16 protein-coding genes and 1 pseudogene are annotated in these 24,470 nt (G+C 72.4%); 9 read left to right on the top strand and 8 right to left on the bottom strand.

Annotation, left to right across the window (positions count from 1 at the left end):
• Positions 1 to 108 precede the first annotated feature (108 nt).
• Positions 109 to 1,815, bottom strand: coding sequence for an esterase-like activity of phytase family protein (locus AB0959_RS42015; protein WP_366832107.1), 1,707 nt, complete (start codon positions 1,813 to 1,815; stop codon positions 109 to 111).
• A 263-nt stretch (positions 1,816 to 2,078) separates the two neighbouring features.
• Here AB0959_RS42015 and AB0959_RS42010 point away from each other — a divergent pair, with 263 nt between their 5' ends.
• A complete protein-coding gene (locus tag AB0959_RS42010) occupies positions 2,079 to 2,996 on the top strand; it encodes a hypothetical protein (RefSeq protein ID WP_366832106.1) in 918 nt (305 codons plus the stop codon).
• 15 nt (positions 2,997 to 3,011) lie between these two features.
• Here AB0959_RS42010 and AB0959_RS42005 read toward each other — a convergent pair whose 3' ends face one another.
• Positions 3,012 to 7,037 (bottom strand): WD40 repeat domain-containing protein, encoded by a 4,026-nt coding sequence (locus AB0959_RS42005; RefSeq protein ID WP_366832105.1) that lies wholly within the window; start codon positions 7,035 to 7,037, stop codon positions 3,012 to 3,014.
• 354 nt (positions 7,038 to 7,391) lie between these two features.
• Here AB0959_RS42005 and AB0959_RS42000 point away from each other — a divergent pair, with 354 nt between their 5' ends.
• From AB0959_RS42000 to AB0959_RS41990, 3 genes are read left to right on the top strand one after another with little or no spacing between them, the layout of a single operon-like run.
• On the top strand, positions 7,392 to 8,240 hold the full coding sequence (locus AB0959_RS42000; RefSeq protein ID WP_366832104.1) for a glycoside hydrolase family 16 protein: 849 nt from the start codon (positions 7,392 to 7,394) through the stop codon (positions 8,238 to 8,240).
• 5 nt (positions 8,241 to 8,245) lie between these two features.
• Positions 8,246 to 8,743, top strand: coding sequence for a hypothetical protein (locus AB0959_RS41995; RefSeq protein ID WP_366832103.1), 498 nt, complete (start codon positions 8,246 to 8,248; stop codon positions 8,741 to 8,743).
• Positions 8,740 to 10,200 carry a hypothetical protein gene (locus AB0959_RS41990; RefSeq protein WP_366832102.1) on the top strand — a complete coding sequence of 487 codons (1,461 nt, stop codon included), beginning with the start codon at positions 8,740 to 8,742 and terminating at the stop codon, positions 10,198 to 10,200. The genes AB0959_RS41995 and AB0959_RS41990 overlap by 4 nt, the downstream gene beginning before the upstream one ends.
• A 19-nt stretch (positions 10,201 to 10,219) precedes the next feature.
• On the opposite strand, the gene AB0959_RS41985 is transcribed toward AB0959_RS41990, so the two are convergent.
• Complete coding sequence (locus AB0959_RS41985; RefSeq protein ID WP_366832101.1) at positions 10,220 to 11,506, bottom strand: DUF418 domain-containing protein; 1,287 nt, start codon at positions 11,504 to 11,506, stop codon at positions 10,220 to 10,222.
• A gap of 219 nt (positions 11,507 to 11,725) precedes the next feature.
• Here AB0959_RS41985 and AB0959_RS41980 point away from each other — a divergent pair, with 219 nt between their 5' ends.
• Entirely contained in the window at positions 11,726 to 12,394 is a 669-nt protein-coding gene (locus AB0959_RS41980; RefSeq protein ID WP_366832100.1) for a response regulator transcription factor, read from the top strand.
• A gap of 497 nt (positions 12,395 to 12,891) precedes the next feature.
• Positions 12,892 to 13,959 (top strand): histidine kinase, encoded by a 1,068-nt coding sequence (locus tag AB0959_RS41975; RefSeq protein WP_366832115.1) that lies wholly within the window; start codon positions 12,892 to 12,894, stop codon positions 13,957 to 13,959.
• On the opposite strand, the gene AB0959_RS41970 is transcribed toward AB0959_RS41975, so the two are convergent.
• Both AB0959_RS41970 and AB0959_RS41965 read right to left on the bottom strand, forming a co-directional pair.
• Positions 13,917 to 14,810 carry a hypothetical protein gene (locus AB0959_RS41970; RefSeq protein ID WP_366832099.1) on the bottom strand — a complete coding sequence of 298 codons (894 nt, stop codon included), beginning with the start codon at positions 14,808 to 14,810 and terminating at the stop codon, positions 13,917 to 13,919. The two genes, AB0959_RS41975 and AB0959_RS41970, sit on opposite strands and share 43 nt — an antisense overlap.
• A 130-nt stretch (positions 14,811 to 14,940) precedes the next feature.
• A pseudogene (locus AB0959_RS41965) lies at positions 14,941 to 15,405 on the bottom strand (SigE family RNA polymerase sigma factor); the annotation flags it as partial.
• A 262-nt stretch (positions 15,406 to 15,667) separates the two neighbouring features.
• Here AB0959_RS41965 and AB0959_RS41960 point away from each other — a divergent pair.
• Both AB0959_RS41960 and AB0959_RS41955 read left to right on the top strand, forming a co-directional pair.
• On the top strand, positions 15,668 to 16,747 hold the full coding sequence (locus tag AB0959_RS41960; RefSeq protein ID WP_366832098.1) for a sigma factor-like helix-turn-helix DNA-binding protein: 1,080 nt from the start codon (positions 15,668 to 15,670) through the stop codon (positions 16,745 to 16,747).
• Positions 16,744 to 18,462: a transglycosylase domain-containing protein gene (locus AB0959_RS41955; RefSeq protein WP_366832097.1), complete on the top strand. Its 1,719-nt coding sequence runs from the start codon at positions 16,744 to 16,746 to the stop codon at positions 18,460 to 18,462. The genes AB0959_RS41960 and AB0959_RS41955 overlap by 4 nt, the downstream gene beginning before the upstream one ends.
• 45 nt (positions 18,463 to 18,507) lie before the next feature.
• Here AB0959_RS41955 and AB0959_RS41950 read toward each other — a convergent pair whose 3' ends face one another.
• The 3 genes from AB0959_RS41950 to AB0959_RS41940 are packed head-to-tail and all read right to left on the bottom strand — an operon-like array spanning position 18,508 to position 22,983.
• The gene (locus AB0959_RS41950; RefSeq protein ID WP_366832096.1) at positions 18,508 to 19,017 is read right to left on the bottom strand and encodes an inclusion body family protein; all 510 of its coding nucleotides are present in this window, start codon (positions 19,015 to 19,017) and stop codon (positions 18,508 to 18,510) included.
• Positions 19,010 to 20,920 (bottom strand): thiamine pyrophosphate-binding protein, encoded by a 1,911-nt coding sequence (locus AB0959_RS41945; RefSeq protein ID WP_366832095.1) that lies wholly within the window; start codon positions 20,918 to 20,920, stop codon positions 19,010 to 19,012. The genes AB0959_RS41950 and AB0959_RS41945 overlap by 8 nt, the downstream gene beginning before the upstream one ends.
• Positions 20,917 to 22,983 carry an FAD-dependent oxidoreductase gene (locus AB0959_RS41940; RefSeq protein WP_366832094.1) on the bottom strand — a complete coding sequence of 689 codons (2,067 nt, stop codon included), beginning with the start codon at positions 22,981 to 22,983 and terminating at the stop codon, positions 20,917 to 20,919. The genes AB0959_RS41945 and AB0959_RS41940 overlap by 4 nt, the downstream gene beginning before the upstream one ends.
• Positions 22,984 to 23,549: 566 nt before the next feature.
• Between AB0959_RS41940 and AB0959_RS41935 the strand changes: the two genes are divergently transcribed.
• Entirely contained in the window at positions 23,550 to 24,431 is an 882-nt protein-coding gene (locus AB0959_RS41935) for an aminoglycoside phosphotransferase family protein (RefSeq protein WP_366832114.1), read from the top strand.
• The last annotated feature ends 39 nt before the right edge of the window (positions 24,432 to 24,470 follow it).

Raw genomic sequence — 24,470 nt, 5'->3', positions numbered from 1 at the left:
CTCTCCCCCGGCCCCCGCCCCCGCGGGCCCGCCCCGCCGCTCGGCCGCTCGGCACGGGCCCCGCGGCCGCCGCCGCGCCGCGCCTTTCGCGATGTGGGGTGCGGACGGTCACCTCACGGTGATCGTCACAGTCGCCGTGCTGGTCGCGGCCGGGAGGCGGGTGGTGTCGACGGCGAGGTACTCGCCGTCGTCCTGCGTGCCGTTCGGGAGGATCTTGGCGTGCAGGGAGTAGGGCGGGGCCGGGGTCGAGCCGGAGACGCCGTCGACGCCGAAGTCGCTGTCGTTGCTGACGACGACGGTGCGGCCGCCGTCCGTCGTGGCGACGCCCTCGACCTTGTCGTGGCCGAAGAAGCCGCCGGTCGGGTCGAGGCCGCTGACCAGGGCGCCGAGGTCGAGGTGGAGCTTCTTGGCGACGGGGGTGATGCCCGCGGACTTCAGGATGGCCGTGGCGGTCGCCGTGTTGCCGTCGCCCACGGAGGCCTCGATGGTCTGCCGGCCCGGGCCGACGAGCAGTCCGCCCTTGGCCGCGTCGTACGGGGCGCCCGGCACCGTGGACGACGGGCCGACGTCCGTGGCGCCGGAGAGGTCGATGGCGAACAGCTTCTTGTAGGCGCCCGGTTCGACGTTGCCGTCCCGTTCGTCGACGAGGAAGCGGGTGCTGCTCAGGGCGGTGATCTCGCTGACCGCGCCGCTGTTCGCCTTCGGGTCGTCGAGCAGGTACAGGTACTCGTGCGTGGCGTGGGTGCGCAGGTCGTAGGTGACGATGCGCAGCGGGGTGACGTTCTTGGCCTTGACGCCGCCCGGCAGGTCGGGCTGCTGGAGCGCGGACTGCATGATGCCGACGAGTGTGCGGCCGTCGGGGGTCACGGTCAGGCCTTCCATACCCTTGTTGGGCACGCGGGCGGCCAACTCGGCGGGGAGCGAGCCGTCGAAGGGCGACAGCCGCTCGATGGCCCGGCCGTCGCGGCCGAAGTGCGTGATGTACGGCCCGTACTCGTCCGACACCCAGAAGGTCCCGTCGCGCAGAGCCACCAGGCCCTCGGAGTCGTAACCGTACGGGGAGTGCGGCAGCGCGGTGCCGTTCAGGTCGACGAGGTTCTCGCCGGTCCCGGCCTGGGAGTTGACGAACCCGTTGTACGGCGTGCCGTCGGCGGCGCGCAGCGGGACCGTCCGCTCCAGTACGGCCTTGGTGCCCTTCAGCCGGAACTCCCCGATCGCGGGATCGAAGTCCGGCAGGGGCAGCACCTTGTCGCCGTTCGGCGCGTCGACGTTCGGGCCCCGGTCGGTGAGACCGTAGAACTCGTCCTTCGAGCCGGGCACCGGGTACAGCGACGAACCGTACGCCCCGGCCGTGACCGTCACCCCGCCGATGACGGCGAGGGGCTTCAGACGGGTCTGATAGAGCCGTACGGCGTCGCTGATCCTGTAGGTGAAGGTGTCGGTGCCGTGGTAGCCGGCGTCGGGTGTGTAGCGGAAGGAGCCGTCCTGACCGAGGGCGAGCGTGCCGTGGGCGGTCTTCGTGTGCGCGACGAGGGTGGCAGGGCTGCCGGTGTCGTCGGCCAGTACGCCGTGCCGCCCGCCGACGGTCAGCGTCCGGCCGGCGTGCGCGGTGTAGGCGTCGTCGCGGGCCTGGAGCTTCCGGAGCTTCGGCGCGTGGGCGCCGGTCGCAGCGGTCACACCAGTCGCGCCGACCGCACCCGTCGAACCGGTCGCGCCCGTCGAACCGGTCGCGCCCGCCGGTCCGGTGGCGGCCAGGGACAGGGCGACAGCCGTGGCGGTCGTGGCGGCCGCGGTCGCGATTCCCAGACGGTTCATCTGATCCCCTCCTCGTCGCGCGTCACCACGGCGCGCGACGGGAAGTCTGATCACCGTGCATGGCCGGTGGGCATCCGGAAGGTACAGAAGGGGTAAAGCGTGCTGAGGCTGTCCGACGCCTGGCGCTCTGACACTTCTCCCCTCCCGGACGTTGTTCACGGCCGGGGGCCGTGTGGCTGAACAATCCGCGCCGCGCTGAGCTGGACCCGCGGTGCCGGTGTCCGGCCCGCGAAGAGGGTCGTCGCACGGAGAGAGGTCGTCGCATGTCCAGGAGAGTGAGCGTCACCGTAGTGGCCGCCGGGCTGGTACTGGCCGTTGGCATGGCCGTCGGTGGCTGTGGGGGCGGGGCGGAGGAGAAGGCCGACGCGTCGGGCAAGGAGTCGGCCCGGCCGACGCCGGTGCGGCCGCCGTCCAAGGAACTCGTGGAGTGGGTCGGCGGCATGTGCGAGTCGACGGCGACGCTCGAGGACGTCCGGAGGGACAGCGCGGCGGATCTGAAGGAGATCCGGAACACGGCCGAGGGCGGTTCGTCCGCCCAACTCCTCGCCACCAGCTACCTCTCCCGGACACCGCTGGCCGTGGAGGACGCGGAAAGCGCGCTGAAGGAACTCGGCCCCTCGGGCGTGCCCGCCGCCGACCGGCTGCTCGACGCCCTGCTGAAGAAGGTGAGCGGCGTCGTGGCCGCACTCGACGACGTGTCCCCGAGTGCGGCCTTCGACGACGCCGAGGGCAGTGCCACCGACGTCGACAAGCTCGTCCAGTCACTCACACCGCCCCAGCCGGACCTGCCCGCGCCGGCGAAGAAGGATCCGCGGCTCGCGGCCGCGTACGAGCGCGCGAAGCAGTGCACCCCGGGCTGGAAGCCCGACAAGGGGGCCGAGGAGACGGCCTCGCCCGCGCCCGACCCCACCGGCCCGCTGCCCAGGGCCAAGGACGGCACGAACACCGGCGCGTGCTCGGACGGCGAGTGCGAGATCCTGGTGACCCGGCCGGTGAGAATCACGGCGAACGGGCTGACCGTGAACGTCTCCGTGATGAACGAATCCGTCACGTTCATGACGGCGAGCTCCATCATGAACCTCGGTGGCCAGGGCGGTGTGGCCAAGTTCGGCGACGACCTGAAGGCGACCGTCGTCGCGCAGAACGAGGACGGCGCCGTGCTGGAGTTCACCACCCCCTGAGCGCCCGCGGGGGTTTCAGCGCCCCGCGCACGGTGCCCGGTAGGGCAGTTGCGGCAGGTGGTCCTCCCACTCGGCGCGGCTGAGGACACCACCCGTGCGGTCGCAGACGTGGTCCGCCGCGCGGCCCGCGTCCAGGGTCCACACCCGGGCCGTCAGGTCGTAGCCGGCGGAGGCGAGGGTGTCGCCCTCCGGGCTGAACGCGACGGAGGTGACGGTGTCGAGATGGCCGGTGAGTTCCTGGCCGGCCGGCTCGGCGCGGGCCGGGTCGGTCACGTCCCACAGGCGGACCGCGTGGTCGCCGCCGCCGGTCGCGAGTGTCCTGCCGTCCGGGGAGAAGGCCACGGACCTGACCGCACCGCCGTGCCCGGCCGGCGTCTCCCCCAACGGACGTACGCGGTCCGGCTGTTCCACGTCCCAGAGCCGGACCGTACGGTCGTCGCCGGCCGTCGCCAGTGTCTTCCCGTCCGGGGCGAAGGCCACCGCGTTGACCTGCTCGTCGTGGCCCCTGAGCGGAGCGCCAGCGGGGCGTGCCCGCCTCCCGTCGCCCACGTGCCACAGCCGCGCCGTGTCGTCCCAGCTGCCGGTGGCCAGGGTGCGGCCGTCCGGGGAGAAGGCCACGGAGGTGACGGCGTCCGTGTGGCCGCGCAGCGGTTCGCGGAGCGGCCGTACGGTGCCCGGCCGCCGTACGTCCCACAGCCGCACCGAGTCGTCCTGGCCGCCGGTGGCCAGAGTGCGGCCGTCCGGGGAGAACGCGACGGCGCGGGCGCCGCCGTCGTGCGCGGCCGTCGGTTCGCCGAGCGGGGCGGGACGTCCGGGCGCGGAGACGTCCCACAGCCGTACGGTGCCGTCCTTCGAGCCGCTCGCCACCGTACGGCCGTCCGGGGAGAACGCGACGGCCAGCACCTCGTCCTCGTGGGCGAGCGGCCGCGCCAGACGGCGCGGGCGGTCCGGCCGGCGGACGTCCCACAGGCGGATCAGCCCGTCGTCGGTACTGGCGGCGGCGAGCAGGCGGCCGTCGGGGCTGTAGGCCACGGCGGTCAGCGGGTTGGTGAAGTCGGTGAGGACGGTCGGGGGCCGGTGCCAGAGGAGGACGCCGCCGTCGGCACCGGTGCCGGCGAGGGTACGGCCGTCTCGGCTGAAGGCCACCTCCCACACGGCCTCCGAGTGGCCGGTCAGCGGCTCCCCGAGCTGCTGCGGGTATGCGGGATTGGCCACGTTCCACAGGATGGGCGCGTCGTCCTCGCCCGCCGTCGCCAACGTCTCGCCGTCAGGGCTGAACACCACGGACATGACCGGCGCGGTGTGCGCGGTGAGCGGTTCACCCAGCGACTTCAGGCGGCTCGGGGTGGACGCGTCCCACAGCCGTACGGTCTCGTCGAAGCCGGCCGTGGCCAGCGTCCGGCCGTCCGGGGAGAAGGCCAGCGTCCAGACGGGGGCGGTGTGGGCGCGCAGCGGCCTGCCGAGCGGTGCGATCCCGGTCCCGGCCCCGGTCCCGTCGCTCTCGCCCGCGCCCTCACCCTCGTCCTCGTCCTCGTTCTCGGCCTCGCCGAACCGCCACATCCGTACGGTGCCGTCGTAACCGGCCGTGGCCAGGGTGTGCCCGTCCGGGGCGAAGGCGACGGCGCGGACGCTGCCTTCCTTGGAGTCGTCGGCCCTGACGGGCTTGCCCAGCGGCACGGGGCGGGCCGGGTCGCGCAGGTCCCACAGCCGTACGGTCCCGTCGTCGCCCGCGGTGGCGAGGGCCCGGCCGTCGGGGGCGAACGCGACCGAGACGATGTTCTGCTCGTCGTGGCTCACGACCGGGCGGCCGACGGCGCGGGGCCGCTCCCGGTCGCGTACGTCCCACAGCTGGATCGTGCCGCCGTCCCCGGCGGCCACCAGCAGGTCGCCGTGGCCCGGTGCGAAGGCGACCGCGCCGACCCGTCCCGTCGGGAAGCGCAGCGGCTCGCCCACCGGCCTCCCGTCCGCCGGCGCTGCGGTGTCCCACAGCCTGACCGTGCCGTCATGGCCGCCACTGGCGAGGGTGCGGCCGTCCGGCGCGTACGCCACCGAGCTGCCGACACCGTCGTGGGAGGGCAGCCGGGTGGCCAGCACCCGGCCCGCGTCCGAGGCCAGCCGGGTCCGCAGGTCCCAGGTGGAGCGCATGCGGTACGCGGCGACGTCGAGCCGGGCGGCCAGCCCGGAGTCGGTCTCGCGGACGCGGTCGGCCTCGGAGGTGAGGCGGCCGAAGACGGCGGTGTCCCGTTCGGCCTGCGCGGTGGCGCGCGCCTGGAGGGCGACGACGGCGGTGCCGGTGGCGATCAGTGCGAACACGGCGAGCACCGCCACGACCGTACGGCGAAGTCGCGCGGCGCGGCGTCGGCGCCTCAGTGAGGCGGTGAGGAACTGCCGTTCCAGCGGGGTGAGGTCGTCGCCCCGGCCGTCCTGAAGCGCGGTGCCGTGGGTCCGGGCGGTGTCCTGGGCTCGGGCGGAGTCCTGGGCCCGGGCGGAGTCCTGGGCCCGGGCGGAGTCCTGGGCCCGGGCGGAGTCATGGGCTCGGGCGGTGTCATGGGGGAAGGCGTCTCGGGCGGCGTGCAGACGGGAGCCGGCGTAGAGCGCGGCGTTCTCCCGGCCGAGCGTCTCCCATGTGCGGGCCGCTTCGGAGAGCGAGCGGTGGACGCGCAGCCGGTCGCGTTCGGCGTCGATCCACGCGCCCAGGCGGGGCCAGGCGGTGATGAGAGCTTCGTGGGCGAGATCGACCGTGCCGTCGTCGAAGGTGATGAGGCGGGCTCGCACCAGGCGGTCCAGCACCACTCGTGTGTCGGCGGGATCGCCGAAGTCGAGCTCCGCGTGCTCGGTCGGACGACGCGTGTCGGCTGTTCCGTCGCCGGGGGCGACCAGGCGGAGCAGGATCCTGCGGGCCAACTCGGCCTGCGGCGAGGAGAGTTCGCCGTACACCTGCTCGGCCGTGCGGACGACGGCTCCGCGCAGACCGCCGGCCGCGTCGTAGGCACCCTCGGTCAGGACACGGCCGCTGCGGTGGCGCCAGGTCTCCAGCAGGGCGTGCGACATGAGCGGCAGCCCGCCCGGGGCGCCCTCGACCTCGTCCAGGAGGCGGTCGGTCAGGGAGCGTTCGACGATCAGGCCGTCCGCGGTGGCCGGACGGACAATGGCCTCCCGCAGGTCCGCGCGGCTCATCGGGCCGGCGAGCAGCGTGGCGTCCTGCAACGCCGCGGTGAGGCCTGGGTGTTCGGCGCAGCGGCCGAGGAAGTCGGCCCGTACCGCGATGACGACCCGCAGACGGCTGTCGGCGGCGGTGGCGGCGACGAGGCGGTCGATGAAGGCGTCCCGGACCGCCGGGTCGACGCCGAGGGTGTACAACTCCTCGAACTGGTCGACGATCAGCCAGGTGTCGGCGTCGGTGTCCGGTACGGGCACGAGCCGGTCGGCGTGCGTACGCAGCGGGTCCGCGCCGGGTGTGAGGATCCGTACGGCCGCGGGCGGCACGTCGTCCTCCTCGGCTGTCCCTCCTGTGCCTCCCGTCCCTCCTTCGCCCGGTGTGCGCAGCCGGGGGATCAGTCCGGCGCGCAGCAGTGAGGACTTGCCGCTGCCGGACGGGCCGAAGACGGCGGTGAAGCGGTGCTTGCGGTTCAGCTCGGTCAGCCGCTCCACGAGCTGGTCGCGGCCGAAGAACAGCTCGGCGTCCGCCGGTTCGAACCGGGTCAGGCCGCGGTACGGCGGCCGGGAGTTCTCGTCCTCGGCCTCGGCCTTCTCTGCGGCCGACTCGGCCGACGCCTCGCGCCAGCGACGATCCCACTCGTTCACGTCGCCGCCGCACGCCGTCACGTAGGCGAGGGTCACCGTGCGGCTCGGCAGCTGCTTTCCGGCCGCCGCCTGCGACAGGGCGGTCACCCCGTACCGCGTGCGCTCGGCCATCGCTCGGTACGTGGGCTTCCCCGCGGACTCGCGCAGTGCGCGCAGCTCGGCGGCGAACCGCGGTACCGGCCCGGCCTCGGGATCCAGCTCGCCCTCGGCGCGCCCCGGTCCCGGTTGTCCCGGCACGTGCCCGCCCTCCCCTCGTTCACGGTGGCCGGCGACAGGCTCATGACCCAGCGCGTCCACTCGGGCGCCCACGGTAGGCAGCGGCGAGGGTGGCCGCAATCGAACGTCCGGCGAATCCGCAGGCGCGACAGAGGAGTTCACTCGATCCTCACCCTTCCTCCCGACCGGCGTCCGCCCCACCAGGTTGTTCAGTGCCGGGAGAGGGCCTGCTGAACAACGGTGCACGGCGGTCGACTGGTCGAGGGATGGCCGGAGGGGGCCATGAGGCGGTCCGAGCCCGGCGAGGGGAGGGCTCGGGCCGCCCCTTCTTCCCGCGCATCTCCCCGCACACGCGCCACAGGCTGAAGGAGAGTCATGTACGGACGACATCCCACCCGGCTCGCCGTGGGGTTCGGCGCCGCGACGGTCGCGGCGCTGCTCACGGTGACCACGGTGAACGCCGCCGGCACCGACCGTCCGGTGACCGCGGCCGAACGGTACGGCTGGGGCGACCCGCTGCCCGAGTGGTCGGACGAGTTCGACTACGGCTCCGAGGCCGAGCCCGCCGTACCGGACCGCGACAAGTGGCGCCCGGCGGGCGGCGGCCCCGGCAAGTGCTGGCCCGGCCACGGCGGCAACGGCCGCCGCTGCGACGCCAACACCCGGGTCGTCGGCGGCGTCCTGCGCATGACCGGCGAGGCGAACGGCGACACCGGCTGGCTCCGCTCTCCCCACAGCCGGCAGTACGGCCGGTGGGAGGCCCGCGTACGCTCCCGGGCCACCGCCCCCGACAACGGGCGGCAGTACCACCCGCTGCTGCTCCTGTGGCCGGACTCGAACGAGCACCCCGAGGACGGCGAGTACGACTACCTGGAGAACGGCGCCCCGGGCGAGAGTTGCGCCGAGGCGTTCCTGCACTACCCGCACCCCCAGAACGTCCCCGTGCAGCAGGAGTCCGCGCGCAAGTGCGGCGTGGACCTGTCGCGGTGGCACAACGTCGCCATCGAGTGGACCCCGGACCACCTGCGCGGATTCATCGACGGCGAGGAGTGGTTCCGCTTCTCCGGCGGCGCGAACACGGTCCGCGACTGCATCCAGTGCGCCCCGTCCATGCACCAGACCATCCAGCTCGACAACTTCCACGGCGACGACCTGCAGAGCGCTGTCCACGAAGTGGACTGGGCGCGGGTCTACGACCTGCCGGACGACGAAAGCGTGAGGTGACGACGATGCAGAGCTCTCCGAACCCGCCCGGCCCGCCCGTCACTTCGGGCCCGCCCGGGACGGTGCGCATGCCCCGGCCCGTCATGCTCGTCCTCGTGTTGCTCACCCTGCACGGGCTGGGCTACGTCTTCGGCGGCTGGGCGATCATCGACGAAACCCGGAGCAGGCAGGAGCACGGGCAGGACCCGCACATGCCGATGGCCATGACCTGGTTCGTGGCGCTGTTCTGCTGGGGGCTGGCGGCGCTCCAGGCCGCCTGCGTCGTACGGGCTCGCAGGCGCCGCACCTGGATCCGGGTGGTGCTCATCGTGTGCCTGTCCCTGGTGTCGCTGTCGATGGTCTTCGCCTTCATCGGCTCGCTTGCCTCCGACGCGCCCAGCCTCGCGGCGTTCCTTGTCGCGGGCTTCGACATCGCGGCCCTGTGGATGGTGAGCGGCGAGACGGGCCGCGCCTACTTCTCCGTACGCGGCCCGGCTTCGGCCTCGGGGGTGATCGCTCCATGACCTACCCGGCGTACGCACCCGGCCCGTATCCGCCGCAGGAGCCTCCCGAGCCCTCCGAGCCCTCCGAGCCGTCGAGGATCCCGGCTCCCGGCGACCCGGTGGCGGCGGCGCTCGGCAACGCCTCACTGCTCGGCATCGGCTATCTGCTCCTGGGGCACTGGCGGCTCGCCGTGTTCGCCGCGGTCGGCACGGCCTGGCTCCTCAACGTCGTCGCGTCGACCGCCGACACCTGGGCCGAGATCCTGCTGCTTCTCTGGTGGGTGACCGCTACCGCGCACGGCTGGTCGCTGGCCCGCGGGCGCGCGGAGCACGTCGTACGGCGCGGGCAGCGCGCGGGCACACTCGCCCTCACGCTCGCGGTGCTGCTGACCGCCGCGCTGCTGCGGGTCGACGCGTACGGCGTCGGGGGCCGTGTGGACGAGGCCCGCGAGGGCGGTGACTGCGAGGCGGCCGTGGCCGCACAGGGCGAGGTGTGGTGGGGCCACCGCCTGGCGGGCGCGCCCGTGGTGGGGCCCGGCGACGCGGTGGTGCGGGCGTGCCACCGGCTGGACCGGGCGGCGTCCACCCTGGCCCGCGCCGCACGCAGGGGCAGCGCCGATGACCTGGAGCGGGGCTTCGGCATGCTCACCGGTGTCCTGCGGGAGCCCGGCAACGAGCAGACCGTCAGGACGGTCCTGGACGCCTTCCTCGGCCGGCTGCCCACCGACGACTCCTGTGACACCGCCGTCCTCACCGGCTGGCTCCGCGACCGCGCGCCGTCCCGCGACGTACTGGACCGGTCCGCCGACACGGCCGCGCGCACCGAACCCGCCGCTCTGGTGGGATGCGGCGACCATCTGATGACCGAGGACGCCTGGCAGCAGGCGCGGGCGCACTACCAGCGGCTCCTCGACGGCTACCCGCACGACGCCCGCGCGGGCGAGGCACGCGGCGGCGTGCGGAAGGCCACCCTCGCCATCGAACTGGCCGACGTGCGCCAACTGGTCGCGAACGCGTCCGACGCGGAGTCTGGCTACTGCGCCAAGCCCGCGAAGTACGGCGGAGCCCCGGCGTACCGCGAGGGGTCCCACCGCGCGCTGTTCCTCGGCGACACCGAGTACTCCGACAAGCTCCCCAGCTCCTGGCGCACCGGCGACCCCGCCAAGGCCGCGCTCGTGGTCTGCGCGGACCCGGCGGAGAACGGAGCCGCCGTCGAGACGTGCTCCTACGAGAACGACAAGTCCGCGTACTTCCCGCACCAAGTGACCTTCCACAAGGTCAGGATCCCGCTGAAGGTCTACGAGTTGCGCACCGGAAAGCGCGTCGGCCCGCGCTCGGTGCAGATCGGCGGCGGAAGCTGCCCGGAGGTCCTGCGCTACGAGTACTACGGCACGTACGACTACGGGCCCGGTGACCAGTTCGTCTCCACCGCCAAGTCGGATGTGCGGGACGCCTTCCGGCCGGTCGTCACGCGGTGACCGCGCGTGCCCCGAACGGTCAGCGGATCAGTTCGGCGGGCTTGGTCGCCTTGCCGAGCAGCCACTCCAGGGGGCCGCGCCGGAAGTGGCGGGACCAGAGGGCGGCGAGGACGGTCACGGCGACGATGAAGCCGAGCAGCACGTGCAGGGGGGAACCGGGCAGTTCCTCGATGCCGAGGAGGCGGATGCCGACGACATGGAAGACGTACGCCGTCAGGGACATCGAGCCGACGGCGATGACCGGGCGGGCGAGACGACCACAGCGCGGGAAGGCGTCGACGGCGGCGAGGCAGCCGACCAGGACCGCGAGCGCGACACCGGTGTTGGCCAGGATCGACAGGGTGGTCTCACTGTGCGGCGAGGCCACCAGGAGTCCGTACGGGGTCGTGCCGGTGGGATAGCCCCAGGTGTCGGACCACCAGGCGGACGCCACCGAGGCGCCGTCGCCCCAGCCGGACTCGGCCAGCGCCTTCAGCGCGCCGGGGAACAGGCGCAGGGCCAGGAAGGAACCGCCGTAACCGAGTACGGCCAGGCCGACGCCGGTGATCGCCAGACGTGCGCGGACCACGGTGGCGGTGAGGTCGAGGCGGGCGACCGCCATGCCGGCGATGACGAAGGGGATCCACGTCAGGGCGGGGTAGCTGCCGGTGAACAGGAGGGACACGATGCCGTCGGCGTCGGCGGGCCAGGCCCAGAGGCCGCTCGCGCCGTCCTCGGGGAGCGCGTGCTGGACGCCGTACAGAACCTGCGGCAGGACCAGGGCGCTCACCGCGGCGATGATCGCCAGGGGGTGGGCGGAGAGCCGGTACAGGGGCAGGACCAGCAGGAAGTACAGACCGTAGAAGGCGAGGATCACCTCGACGGGGGTGCCGGTCATGGTGAGCGCGGTGCCCAGGGCGAGCAGGACGAGCGCGCGTATCACCACCTTGGCGACCGCCTGGCGGCCCGCGCGGCCGGTCTTCGGGGTGCGGCGCCCGGTGATGAGCATGACCGAGAAGCCGGCCAGGAAGGCGAAGAGGGCGGAGGCACGGCCGTGCGCCAGTTCCATCACGTGGCCGACGACGCCGCCCTGGGAGGGGTCGGGGCCGACGTGGGCGGCGTACATGCCGAAGACCGCGAGGCCCCTGGCGAGGTCCACGCCGATCAGGCGGCCGGTCGAGGGGCGAACGGTCTCCGGGGTCTCCGGGGTCTCCGGGGTCTTCTGGGGCTTCAGGGTCTCCTGGGGCTTCAGGCTCTCCGGTGCGTCGGCCGGTGCCGTGGTCGTGGCGGGCGTCTCGGCCGCCGTGAGGTCTGCGTTCTGGGTCATGCGTCCAGGCTCTGGAGCAGGCCGCGCCCGGAGTATCCGTCAGCTGTCCGGTCCACCCCCGCCGCCCGGGCGCCCCACTCCGCCGGGCGGCCGGACCTCACCCCCCGAGTGGCGGGTGCGGCTCTCGTGGGCGCCCGACAAGGGGTTCCTGTTCTACGGTCGAATCGCTGATGGACGACTGGACAACTACGGCGAGGCGGCGCAGGCGTGATCCGGGTGATGGTGGTTGACGACGAGGCCCTGGTGCGGTCCGGTTTCCGGCTCATCCTGAACGCGGCCGACGACATCGACGTCGTCGCCACCACCACGGGCGCCGAAGCGGTCGACACCGTGCGGCGGGAGCGGCCGGACGTCGTGCTGCTCGACATCCGGATGCCCGACGTGGACGGGCTGACCGTGCTGGGGCAGCTGCGCGCGCTGCCCAGGCCGCCGGTGGTGGCGATGCTGACGACGTTCGACGCCGACGAGTACGTGCTGACCGCGCTGCGTTCCGGTGCGGCCGGCTTCCTGCTGAAGGACACCGAACCGGAGCAACTCGCCCAGCTGGTACGGACGCTGGCGGCGGGCGGGGTGGTGATGTCACCCAAGGCGTCCCGGGCCGTGTGGCAGAGCCACCCCGGGGCCTCGGCGGCCGGCGACGAGGAGGAGGTGGGCCGGGTCGGACGGCTCAGCGAGCGGGAGCGCGAGGTGCTCGTGCTGATCGCACAGGGGTTGTCCAACGCCGAGATCGGCAGCCGGATCCACCTCAGCGCGGGCACGGTGAAGGACCACGTCAGCGCGATCCTCACCAAGCTGCGCGTGGGCAGCCGAGTCCAGGCGGCACTGCTCGCCCAGCGGGCCGGGCTGCTTGACGACGGTACGCGGGGGCGTATGGAGCGAGGGCGATGAGTCGGGAGGGGGTGGAGGGCGCGGAGGGGTCGATGGGCGCGGAGGGGGCGACGAGGGCGGCGGGCGCGGCGGGCGCGCGGGACTCGTCGGGCACGGAGGGAACGGCAAGCACGAAGGACTCGACGGGATCGGCAGGCTCGGCGAACACGGCGAACACGGCGACCGCGAAGGACTCGACGGGCGCGTCTGGCTCGGCGAACACGGCAGACGCGAAGGAATCGTCGGGCACCGAGGGAACGGCAAGCACGAAGGACTCGACGGGATCGGCAGGCTCGGCGAACACGGCGACCGCGAAGGGCTCGACGGGATCGGCGGGCGCGGCAGGCGCGTCTGGCTCGGCGAGCAGGGCGCCGGTCGGCTCGGGGCCGGTCAGCCCTGCGCCAGGCAGACCGGGGCCGAGCAGACCAGGACCGGCGGTCGCCGCGGCGTCGGTCAGGGCGCGTGCGTTCGGTCCGGCCGGCTGGTGGGCGCGGGTTCCCGAGTCGGCCCTCGACGCGGTGGCCGTCGCCGTCGCGGTGGCGGACTGCCTGCTCAACCTGGAGGACACGTCCGCCGTCGGGCAGGCCATGGCCGCACTCGCCTGCGTGGCGCTAGCGACCCGCCGGCGCTTTCCCCTGGCGGTGTTCCTGCTCACGCTGCCGGCCAGCCTGATGCTGGACATCGTGTTCGCCCCGTTCGCGGCCCTGTTCACGCTGGCCGAACGCTCACGCGACCGCCGTCTGCTCACCGTCTGCGCCGTGCTGTTCGCGCTCGCCTCCGCCGCCCCCTGGCCGCTGAGCGACTTCGCCTCGCACGACCGGACCTGGACCGTCGTCTACTTCTTCTACACGCTCGCCACGGCCGCCGCGCCCGTCCTGCTGGGCCAACTCGTGCAGGCCCGGCGGGACTTGAGGCGCCGGCTCGTCGAGATCGAGGAGGCCCGCGAACACGAGCGCCTGCTGCACGCGCAGGTCGTCCTCACCCGCGAACGCGCCCAGCTCGCCCGCGAGATGCACGACGTCGTGTCCCACCAGGTCAGCCTGATCGCCGTGCAGGCGGGTGCCCTCCAGGTCGCCGTCAAGGACCCGGACGTCAAGGACGGGGTCCGCGCCATCCGTTCGCTCAGCGTCGACACCCTGGACGAACTGCGCCACATGGTCACTCTGTTGCGCGCCTCGGGTGGCCGCGCCACCGAGCTGACCCCGCAGCCCACCCTCGCCGACCTCCACAGACTGGTCACCACGAGCGGCATCGACACGGAACTGACCGGCGAACTCCCCCCGAACATCGGCACGCCCGCGCAACGCGCCCTGTACCGCACGGTCCAGGAAGCCCTCACCAACGTCCGCAAACACGCCCCCGGCGCCCGTGCGACCGTACGCCTCTGGCACGAGGCCGGCGCCTTCGGCGTCACCGTCACCAACACGCCCCCCACCCGCCCCTCCCTCCCCCTCCCCGGCTCCCACCAGGGCCTGATCGGTCTCAGGGAACGAGCCGAACTCCTGGACGGCACCTTCGAAGCGGGCGCGACCGCGGACGGCGGCTACCGGGTGACCTTGCGTGTCCCCTCGGACGGGGATGCCTGAGGGTCACCCGCTGCGGCACGGGATGCCGTGGCACCGGATGTCGCGGCGTCGGATGCCGTGGCGTCGGATGCCGTGGCGTCGGATGCCGTGGCGTCGGATGTCGCGGCGGCGTCCGAGGGCGTGGCTTCCGAGGGCGTGGCAGTCGGTGTCTTGTCCGTAGGTGCCTGGTCCGCAGGTGCCTGGTCCGCAGGTGTCCTCACCGTCGGTGTCGTGCCGGTCGTCAGCGAGACGGTGTCGCCGGGGTGGACCCGGGCGTAGAACCACTTGGCGTCCTCGGCACCGAGGGCGATCAGGCCGGCTCGGACGTCGTAGCCGCTCAGGGCCTTGAGCTGTGCGGTGAAGGTGCCGACGTGGAGCGGCTGGTCCTCCCCGTCGCGCAGCTCGACCGCATAGGGGACGTCCACCTCGGCGGGGCCCTTGGAGAGCACGTCGACGGTCACCTCTTTCCGGTCCTGCTTCTCGACGACCGTCAGCGGGCTCGTGGAGACGACCAGGACGTCGAACTCCGAGAGGACCGGCATCACCCGGCCGTCGAACGTGAGGGTGCGCTCGGCGGGGTCGAGCGTGCCGGAGACGGGCGCCGGGGTGACCGCGGACGGCGAGGCGGAACCGGACGGGGGCGCGGCCGGGCCCCGGCGCCCGGCCGGGTGGTCCTGGTCCGCGCCGAGGTGCAGGGTCAGGGCGAAGCCCAGCAGAGCGAGGACCATGGTTCCCGCGCCGAGGCCGGCGGCGGCACGGCGGCGGCGCCTGCGGCGCATCGCCCGGCCACGTATCTCGGCGCCGCCGACGACCGGTTGAGTGGCGTGGGTGGTGGCCAACTCACGCAGTGCGGTGGTGAGTTCATCGGACACGGCGGCTCTCCCTCCGGACCGGCCCGTCAGCCTCGTTCCCGTCTCTGTCCCTGTCCCCGTCTCTACCCCTACCCCGACCCCTACCCCTGTCCCTCTCCTCATCCCCGTCCCCGTCCCCGTCCCCGTCCCCCGCAAGACGCTTCGCCAGCTCCGCACGCCCCCGGGACAGTCGCGCCTTGACCGTCCCCACGGGGGCGCCGGTCTCGGAGGCTACCTGCTCCACACTCAAGTCACACAAATGGTGCAGGACGATCGCCATCCGCTGGGCCTCGGGCAGTTCGCGCAGGGCGGCCACGAGCGCGGTGTGCTCAGGGCTCGGCCCCGGGGAGGAGTCGGGCGGCGGGGTGCGCCGCACCAGTTCCAGCCAGCGCCTCGCCCGTCGCCAGCGGCTCACCGCCAGCCGCATGGCCACCGTGCGGATCCACGCCTCGGGAGCACTGTCCGCCAGGAACCGCTGTCGCCGGTCCCAGGCCCGTACGAACGCTTCCTGGACGACGTCCTGGGCCTCGCCGTGGTCCCCGGTGAACGCGTAGAGCTGGCCGGTCAGCCGGGGGAACGCGGTCGCGTAGAAAGCGTCGAACTCGTCCTCGGTCATGCCCCCACCGGAATCCGTGCCCTTTCCTTGCAACCCGGCCACCTCCGCCGTGCGTACAGGTCCCGTAGGTCGCGTAGGTCGCGGCCCGGCGATGCACAACCCCACCGAGGAGACGGAGCACACGGGTTCCGGGCCTCCCCTCCCTTAACGGTGTCGGCTCGTCGGCTGCTCAACCTACCCGCGGCACCCGGCAGTTGCCCGACCAGGACGGACGCCCACGCGTCCGGCCACGACCGAGTTCCCGAGCCGAAGGACCGCCCACGTGCCCCCCACTCACGACGTTCTCCCCGCAGGCCACGACTTCGCCACGTACGCCCGGACGCACTGGTCCCGGCTGGTCACGACCGCCCGGCTGCTCGACGACGACCCGGGCGCGGCGGAGGAACTGGTGCTCAGAACGCTGGTGCGGATGTGCGCGCGCTGGCGACGCGTTCCGCGCGACGACGTGGACTTCCACGTGCGGCGCTGCCTGGTGCAGGGCCATGTGCGCCGGCTGCGTGGACGGCGGGCCGCGCGACGGCGGGCCGTTCTGGTGCTGCGGGCCTGGGAGGGGCTGGCGGACGCGGAGATCGCCCAGTCGCTGGGCTGCTCGGTGGGCGCGGTGCGTGCCCTCGCCAAACAGGGTCTGAAAGCGACGGGCGCCGACCCCGGGCGGCTGCGCGAGGTGTACGCCCGTGCAGCCCGCGACGTCGACCCGTCCGAGGTACCGCTGGCCGACATCCGGACACGGGGCCGCGTCCGGCGGCGGCGCCGTATCGCCGTGGCCACGGCCGCCTGCGCGGCGCTGCTCACGCCCGTCGCCCTCCTGGGCGCCGGGCATGTCGGGGGCGGTGGGCAGGAGGACGGGACGTCCGGAGCCCGGGCGGGAGGCGGCGGCCGTTCCGCGACGAGCCCGATCAGGGTGGTCGCGCCGGGCGAGCGGGTGACGGCCGGACCGGGGGTACGGGTGTGGCTGACGGCCGACGGCGGGCACTGGTCGGTGCCCGTGACCGTCTCCCGCCCCGGCGGACAGGACGACGACACCGGCGTCCAGCTCGACAAACCGGGTGTTTCCCTGCGGATGGACTCCGTGAAGGGCGGGTTCGTCCTGTCGGGCCTCTTCCATGGCCTGAGCGGCGAGCCGGGCCGCGTCGAGGTGAGAACCGGCGACGGCGAGGTCACGGCGAAGGTCCTCGTCCTGGCGGGCAGTCCGGGCTGGGGCGTCTGGTACACGAGCGCGCCGCTGCCCGCTGAGGACGTGAAGATGCTCCTGTCCACCGGCGGGGACGAGCGGATCGTCACGGTGTACGACGCCTCGGGCAAGGTCGCCGCGCAGTCGGACCGCAGGTGGTGGCGCATATGAACGAGAACGAGAACGGGAACGGGAACGGGAACACCGCACCACCGCCGAGGAGGCGGATGCTGCCCGCCACCCGGCACCACCGCGAGCGCGTACCGCTGCGGGTCCGGTTCCGCCGCAACCGGGGCCGGCGACTTCGCCGCCTGTTCTACGCCTTCCTCACGCTGATCGCGGCGCTGTGCACGGCGGCCGTCGTGGCGTACCACCTCACGGCCATTCCGAAGCCGCACCCCGAGACCGTCACCCAGAGCACCGTGTTCCTCGACTCCGGCGGCGCCTACCTGGGGCGGCGCGGACCGGTCGACCGGCAGGACGTCCCGTTGTCCGCGGTCCCCCGGCATGTGCAGGAAGCGGTGATCGCCGCGGAGAACCGCTCCTTCCGTACGGACAGCGGGATCTCGCCGCGGGCCATCGCGCGGGCCGTGCTGGCGACGGTGACGGGCGGCGACCAGCAGGGCGGCTCCACCATCACCCAGCAGTACGTGAAGAACGCGCTGCTGAGCCCGGAGCGCTCGCTGTCCCGCAAGGCACGCGAGGCGCTCATCGCGATCAAGCTGGACCGCACCCGCACCAAGGACGAGATCCTCAAGGGCTATCTCAACACCGTGTACTTCGGGCGGGGTTCCGCCGGGATCCAGTCCGCCGCGCGCAACTACTTCGGCGTGGACGCCAAGAGCCTGACCGTCGCGCAGGGCGCCGCGCTGGCGTCCATCGTCAACATCCCCTCGTACTACGAGAAGGCGGGCTCCGACCCGAAGGTGACCGCGAAACTGGAGGACCGCTGGGAGTGGGTGCTCGACGCGATGGCGGCGAGCGGGAGCATCACGGCGAAGCAGCGGGCCGAGGCGCGTTTCCCGGCGTTCCGGTTCTATCCGCCGGGCGAGACCGAGGGACAGCGGCAGTATCTGATCGACATCGCCGCGAAGGAGGCCGCCGACCGGCTCGGCATCACCGAGGACCAGCTCGCGAGCGGCGGCTACAGCGTGACGACCACGTTCGACCTGGCGCTGCAGGACACCGCCACGCAACTGGTCCAGGAGCATCCCGGGGCCAAGGGCGTCCGGGTGCACACCGCCGTCGTGGGGACGGTGCCCGGTGACGGAGCGGTGCGGGTGCTGTACGGGGGCTCGGACTACGCGCGGCAGCCGTTCAACGACGCGGTGAGTGGGGCGGTGGAGGCGGGGACGGCCCTGGAGCCGTTCAGCAGGGTGAAGGCGGGCGAACCGCTGCGGCGACTGCTGAGGACGGCGGCACCGACCCCGCTGAACCTGGCGTCGGCGTACGCGGCGGTCGCGGCGAACGGCAGGTACGCCACCCCGTACACCGTCGCGCGCGTCACACGGGAGGGCCGCACCGTCTACCGGGCGCGTCCCGACGTGCGGCGCGTGCTGGGCGAGAAGGAGGCGATGGTGGCGGACGGCCTGACGGGGGCCGGGCCGACGCCCGTCGCCGTCGGCGCGGTGGAGGCGACGGCCACGGCCAGGGCCACGGCGAAGGTGTTCGCCACCGAGGGCGCGGGTGGCGGGACCGCCCGGCGGACCGTGTGGACCACCGGGTACGACGACCAACTCGCCCTGACGGTCGCGCTGTTCGCCGACCGGGCGGGCGCCAAGAAGGGCACGACGGTGCCCGCCCGGCTGCCGAACGAGCCGTCGCCGACCGGGTTCGCGCAGAACGTGGCGGCGGGGATCTGGAGTGCCGACCGGTCAGCACCCTGATCGCGAGGGCGGCGGCCGGTGCGGCCGCCGCCCTCACTCCGTCGGTCAGGAGTCCTCAATGGTGATGAAGGGGTCCCACTGGAAGTACCCCTTCAACTGGCGGTGCCGGTCCAGGATCTGGAAGGAGAAGTGGTACGTGACCTTGCCGACCTTCTTGACGGTCGTGCGCCAGTAGTGGTCCATGTACCGCTGCGTCTCGAACTCCGGCCTGCCCTCCGTCCCCTCCTTCGGCAGGGGGTAGACGCCGTCGACCACCTCGATCTCGGGCGTCCGGATGAGCGTGTGGTTGGGGTCGCTGCTCACGTACCGGTACAGCAGCGCCTTGTAGTCGCTGCCGAGCGACAGCGTCGTCTCCCGCCACCTGATGCTGTCCCCGGGTTCGGCCCGGAGGTTGAGCTCGGCCCCCGAGGTGCCGACGATGTGGTCGTGGCGCGTCGTCATGTAGATCAGGTTCTCGTCGACGTAGGTCGGTGCGTCGGGATTCCTGGACGCGTTGGGATTCTGCTCGACGATCGTGGCCGCGTCGAACGCGATCAGGACGTTGAGATCAGCCATTTTCCTTCTCCTTCGGAACCTTGTAGGCCATCGCGCGTGGGTAGTCGTGGCGGTGCAGGCGGACGCGGACCAGGAGGGGACCCGCGTTGACCGGGTCGGCCGGGTCGTTGATGCGGTCCAGGAGGTCGTCGAGGTCGCGGGTGTCCGCGATGGTGACGCCGTTCGCCGGGGTGTGCCGGCCGGCGAAGACGTCCGCGAGGCGGTCGTAGTGCCAGGGGTGGAGGACGTTGTAGAAGTCCGGGTCGGCAGTGTCAGGGTCGTCCGGTTCGGCGGAGCCCCGCTCGGCGTAGTACGACGGACGCACCAGCATCTGCTCGATGCCGTAGAAGTGTCCGTTGTCCATGACGAACACCACCGACCGCAGCCCGAGCCTGGTGTGGGTGGAGATCTCCTGGCACGTCTCCTGGAAGGCGCCGTCGCCGACGAAGACCATCGGGCGGGCGTTCTCGCGCTCTGGTGCGAGCGCGGCGCCGGTGGCCGCGCCGACGGACCAGCCGATGGACAGCCAGCTCACCTGCGACAGGAACCCGCCGGCCGGCAGGGACAGGTTCACCGAGCCGATGAGGGAGAACGCGGCGTCGGAGACCACCGTCCAGTCGTCGCCGGTCTCCTGGCCCAGGAAGTGGTTGATCCGGTCGAACACGCCGTCGTAGGTGAGCCGTCGCCGGTCGGCGTGCCGGGACCTGGAGCCGCTGGTGCGCAGTGAGGCGCGGTGGCGCTCCAGGTCGGCGGGGCGGCCGGAGAGCGCCTGGTGGTCGGCGGAGAGCGCCTGGTGGTGGCCGGAGAGCGGCCGGTGGTGGGCATGGGCCTCGGCGTAGTAGTCGGCGGTCAGGCCCCCGGTGCCGTAGGCCTTGACCAGCGCGTCCTGGAGGGCGGGCAGCAGCTGTTCGAGCTGGACGTCGGGAAAGTAGGAGGTGCCGACGCTGACGCCGCCGTTCGCGGCCATCACCCAGTCCGTGCCGACGCACTGCTCGCCGCCGAGGTTCTTCGACGTGGACCAGGCGCCGAGCCCGATCCGGCAGGTCGCCCAGTCCTTGAAGATCCCGTGCACGTCCGGGTGGCTGGCCCCGCCGTTGTAGACGCCGTGGAACTGCGGCAGGTCCTCGTCCACGACGGCCTTGGCGCCGACGGTGGTGCAGAACGGCACGCCGGTCGCCTCCACCAGGTCGGTGAGCCGCCCGCCGAGCCGGAACCGGTCGATCTCCTCGCCGGCCCACACGATCGGGCGGGGCCTGCCGTCCGGGCCGGGATACTCCTCGACGAGGGTGAGGATCGCGTCCACGGCGTGGTTCAGCATGAGCTGGTTGCGCGCGCTGAACGGCCGCTCGCGGGGGACGATCGGCGCCTCCGGCTCGGGGCAGGGCTCGTCCCACAGGTCCTCCATGACCTCCAGGTAGACCGGTCGGCGCTCGGAGAGGCACGCGGTGAGCGCGGCGTCGATCTGGCCGGGGGCGAGGCCCGGGTGGGAGATGACCTGCGCGTCCACGGTGACCTGCCGGTAGACGTCCAGGTTGCTCTCCGGGCGGGGGCTCATGTGTGAGGTGAGCAGGCCGAGGGCGCGGTGGTTCTGCCACTGCTCGTAGGGCGGGGAGGCGTTGACGGCGATGAGCGGGATCCGCTCCACGTAGGCGCCGCCGCAGGCGTTGAGGAGGTTGAACGCGCCCACGCTGTACGTGACCGCTGCCGCGCCCACGCCGTGGACGCGGGCGTAGGCGTCGGCGGCCTGGCCCGCGCCTCCCTCGGTGGGGGTGCCGACCCACTCGACGTCGCCCTCGGCCCGCAGGGTGGTCAGGAACGGGCCGAGGTGGTTGCCGGGGACGCCGAACAGATGGGTGATGCCGAGTTCGGCGAGGCGCAGGGCGAGGTAGCGGGCGACCGTGCACCCGGGGTCGATCGCGGTCATGAGCGGTCCCCCTCCCGGTCGGCGCCCGGGGTGGTGACCGGCGGCGCCTCGTGCACGGCGAGGGCGGCGCGGACGGCGCTCTCCAGGGCGCCCTCGATCCAGGCGTGCTTGAGGGAGGTGTGTTCGCCGGCGAAGTGCACGGGGCCCTCGGGCCGGGAGACGTCCAGGTGGAAGCTGGTCATCTGGTGCGCGGTGTAGATGGCGGCCTCACCGAAGGCGTACGGGTCGCGGGCCCAGCTCTTGGTGGCTCCCCGCCCGGTGAAGAACACCTCGATACGGCGGCCGTGCAGGGCCTGGAGGTTGCGCAGGGCGTAGACGTAGCGCTCCGCGCCGCGCATGGAGTCCCAGCGCGCTGCGTCGTCGGACCAGGAGTACGAGGCGAGCACGACGCCGCCGGTGCTGCCCTCGACGCGGTGCGACGGGTAGTACATGAACCGGTTGGGGTTGTCGGCGGCGGAGCCCCCTCCGAAGCAGTGGGTGGCGGGCCGGACGGAGGGGCCGCGCAGCGGCAGTGCGCTGTCGATCTGCCGCATCTCCTCGGTGACGCCGCTGTCCTTGACGGCGGCGCCGAGCAGACCGGTGGGCGAGAGCGTCAGGGTCGGACCGCTGTCGGACTCGGCGCGCACGATCGTCAGGCCGGTGCCCGCGTCCGCGCCCTGCCGGTAGTGGTCGTAGAGCCCGGGTGAGATGCGGTCGAGCTCCTCGCGCCAGTCGTCCTCGGTGAACTCCCACCACCGGTGGCTGAACTCCAGCAACACCTTGGTGGCCTGGTCGTAGTGGGTCTCGATGACGGCGCGGCGCTTCTTGTACGACATCGAGGGGACGATCTCCACGAAGCGCAGGGCGGAGAAGGGGATGGTGACGATCGCCAGGTCGGCGGTCCACAGGCGCGGCGGGGCCTGTGGATCGTCCTCGGCGACGGTCTGCACGGCCACGCCCCAGCCGTCGGGGCCGACGACGCCGGTGCCCTCGGGGTCGGCGTCGCGGCTGGGGTCGTGGTATTCGAGGCGGATCATGCGGTGGCCGAGCCGCACCTCGTCGAGCAGGCCCTGGTGGAGGGCGTGGGGCAGGCGCCAGTTGCCGCCGGGTATCTCCCAGTAGCGGACGCCGGGGTTGATGTCGCTGCGGCTCAGGAAGCTGTGGAAGAAGGAGAGGTGCAGCCGCGAGGACATGTTCTCCAGGGTCCCCACGGCCTCGATCGCCTCGTCGCTGAGCCCGCCGATCTCGCGCAGGAAGCCGCCCATCGAGTAGCCGTCGAAGTCGCGGATCACCCGGGCCCAGCCCTCGACCCACTCGTCGAACGGTTTGTTGACGCGTTTCCCGTCGACGACGTCGGAGTAGTAGTCGCGCACGGTCTCCAGCGCGTCGTCGACCATCTTCACGACCGGGGCGCGGACCTCGTCGCCGGTGAGGTGGAAGCCCTCGTTGAGCCGTTCGGGACGGGCGGTGTAGTCGGCACGCCGTACCTGGGCGCGGTTGGCGCGGATCCAGGAGTTGCCGCGCTTGTCGGGCTCCCGGAAGTCGGGGCTGTCGTCGCCGTAGGTCCAGGTCCGGCCGGTGAAGGAGGTGTACGTCACCGGGGGGACGGGCGTGTCGGGGCCGCTGCCGGTGCCGGGGTCCACGTCCACGTTGTAGAACTGGCGGCGGCCGAGCCCGAGCTTGTCGACGAGGGCGAGGACGAGCGGGTGGAAGTCGGGCAGCCGCATGGCACCGGCCTCGGCGTACTGGGCCGGGTCGTCGAAGGGCTGGTGGTGCTTGGTCGCGCGGAAGGTCTTGACGCGTCCGCCGACACGGCTGGCGTTGGCCTCGAGGATGGTGACGTCGTGGCCGGCTTCCTTGAGCAGGCGGCCGGCGACGAGTCCGGTGATGCCGGCGCCGACGACGAGGATCTTCTTGCGCGGGTGGTGGGTGGGGCCGAGGCGGCCCGTGTCGATCAGGGTGTGCAGATAACCGAGCTTGAGGTCCTCGCCGTTCGGCCCGACGAGGAGGAGTTGGCGGGCGAGCTCGAGACACGTCTGCCAGCGTGCGCGGATGGCGGAGTTGTCCCGTGGAGTTTCCGTCATAGCTGGCGATCGTAGATATGGAGAAACGATTTCCTGGCGCCCCCTGCGCATAACGTCCTAAAAACACCGATCAGGCCACCTGACGGAATTCGAGCTTGCTCTGCCTTTTCTTACGGGAATCGAGATTCACCAGAGGCGGAAGGGAAAGGGGAACGAACTGGAATCAACGATTCACCTGCGGAATGTGGACGTCCTGAGGACGCGAACGTACTGGTCTCGCCAGCCGAATCCGTGCTGGTGGGCGGGGAGTCGGCCGGAATCCGCTGTTGCCCTGTGCCGCTCGGCAGCTCTTTCTTTACCGGCGCAATTGTTCGAATGGCCAAACACCGGTCAGCCCGGCGTCGCTGCCGAGCTCGCGTGGGAGGCGCTCTCAAACGGAACTCCGGGCCGCCGATGTCGAAAAATGCCGATCGCGGCAGCCCGCGCGGGGCCAGTGAAGGTCCACATAAGGATGGCCACCATGGCGGGAGAGATCAGTCCAGGTGTGCCGAGCCACGGTAGTCGGCACCTGGCCACGCCTGGTTGGTTTCGCCCTCGCTCATCTGTGCCAAGATGCGAGGGTGGAGATGACCGACGTCACGCGTGCGATCGCGGCTGCGACTTCGGTCGCCGCATCCCTCGGCCTGCCGGCCGACGACGCAATCGTTCTCCACAACTCGAACAAGCTGGCACTGCGGCTGACGCCGTGCGACGCCTTTGCCCGGGTCGCCCCTGTGGGACAAGAGGTCGCACGGTTCGAAGTCGAGCTCGCCCAACGGCTCGTCGAGGCCGGATGCCCGATGTGTCCCTTGGAGCCTCGGGTGGACCCGCGTGTGTACACGCGCGATGGCTTCGCGGTGACGCTGTGGACCTACTACGAGCCCGTGACACCTCACACCTCACCAGTCGACTACGCCAAGGCGCTGGAGCAGTTGCACGCCGGCATGCGCGAGGTCGATGTGCCGAGCCCGAGATTCACGGACCGGATCACGGAGGCGGAAGAAGTTGTCGCCGACCCGGATCGCTCGCCGGAGCTCGCCGACGCGGACCGCGTGTTCCTCAGCGGCAGGCTGGCAAGCCTGCACCGAGCGATCGAGGAGCGAGGCGCCGTGGAGCAGCTGCTCCACGGCGAGCCGCATCCGGGCAATGTGCTCAGCACGAAGAACGGCCCGTTGTTCGTCGACCTCGAGACGTGCTGCCGTGGACCCGTCGAGTTCGATCTCGCCCATGTCCCCGAGGCGGTCTGCGAGCACTACCCAGGCGTTGACCAAGGGCTGCTGGACGAGTGCCGGCAGCTCGTCATCGCGATGGTCGCCGCGTGGCGTTGGGAGCTTGGCGACCAGTTCCCGAATGGGAGGCGATTCGGAGAGGGACTCCTGCGCCTGCTGCGCGAGGGTCCTCCTTGGCCGACACTCGACACAGTGAGCAGGCGACTGGACGGTCTGCAGACATCTCCGAAGGTCACGTGAAAGCGGCAAGGAACCAAGCGAAGAGACCGTCGCCGTCAC

Origin of the sequence: Streptomyces sp. NPDC046862 (assembly GCF_040704615.1) — a bacterium.
GTDB lineage: Bacteria > Actinomycetota > Actinomycetes > Streptomycetales > Streptomycetaceae > Streptomyces.
Note: the sequence above shows the minus strand (reverse complement) of the source record. Positions and strands in the feature narration are given on the sequence as shown.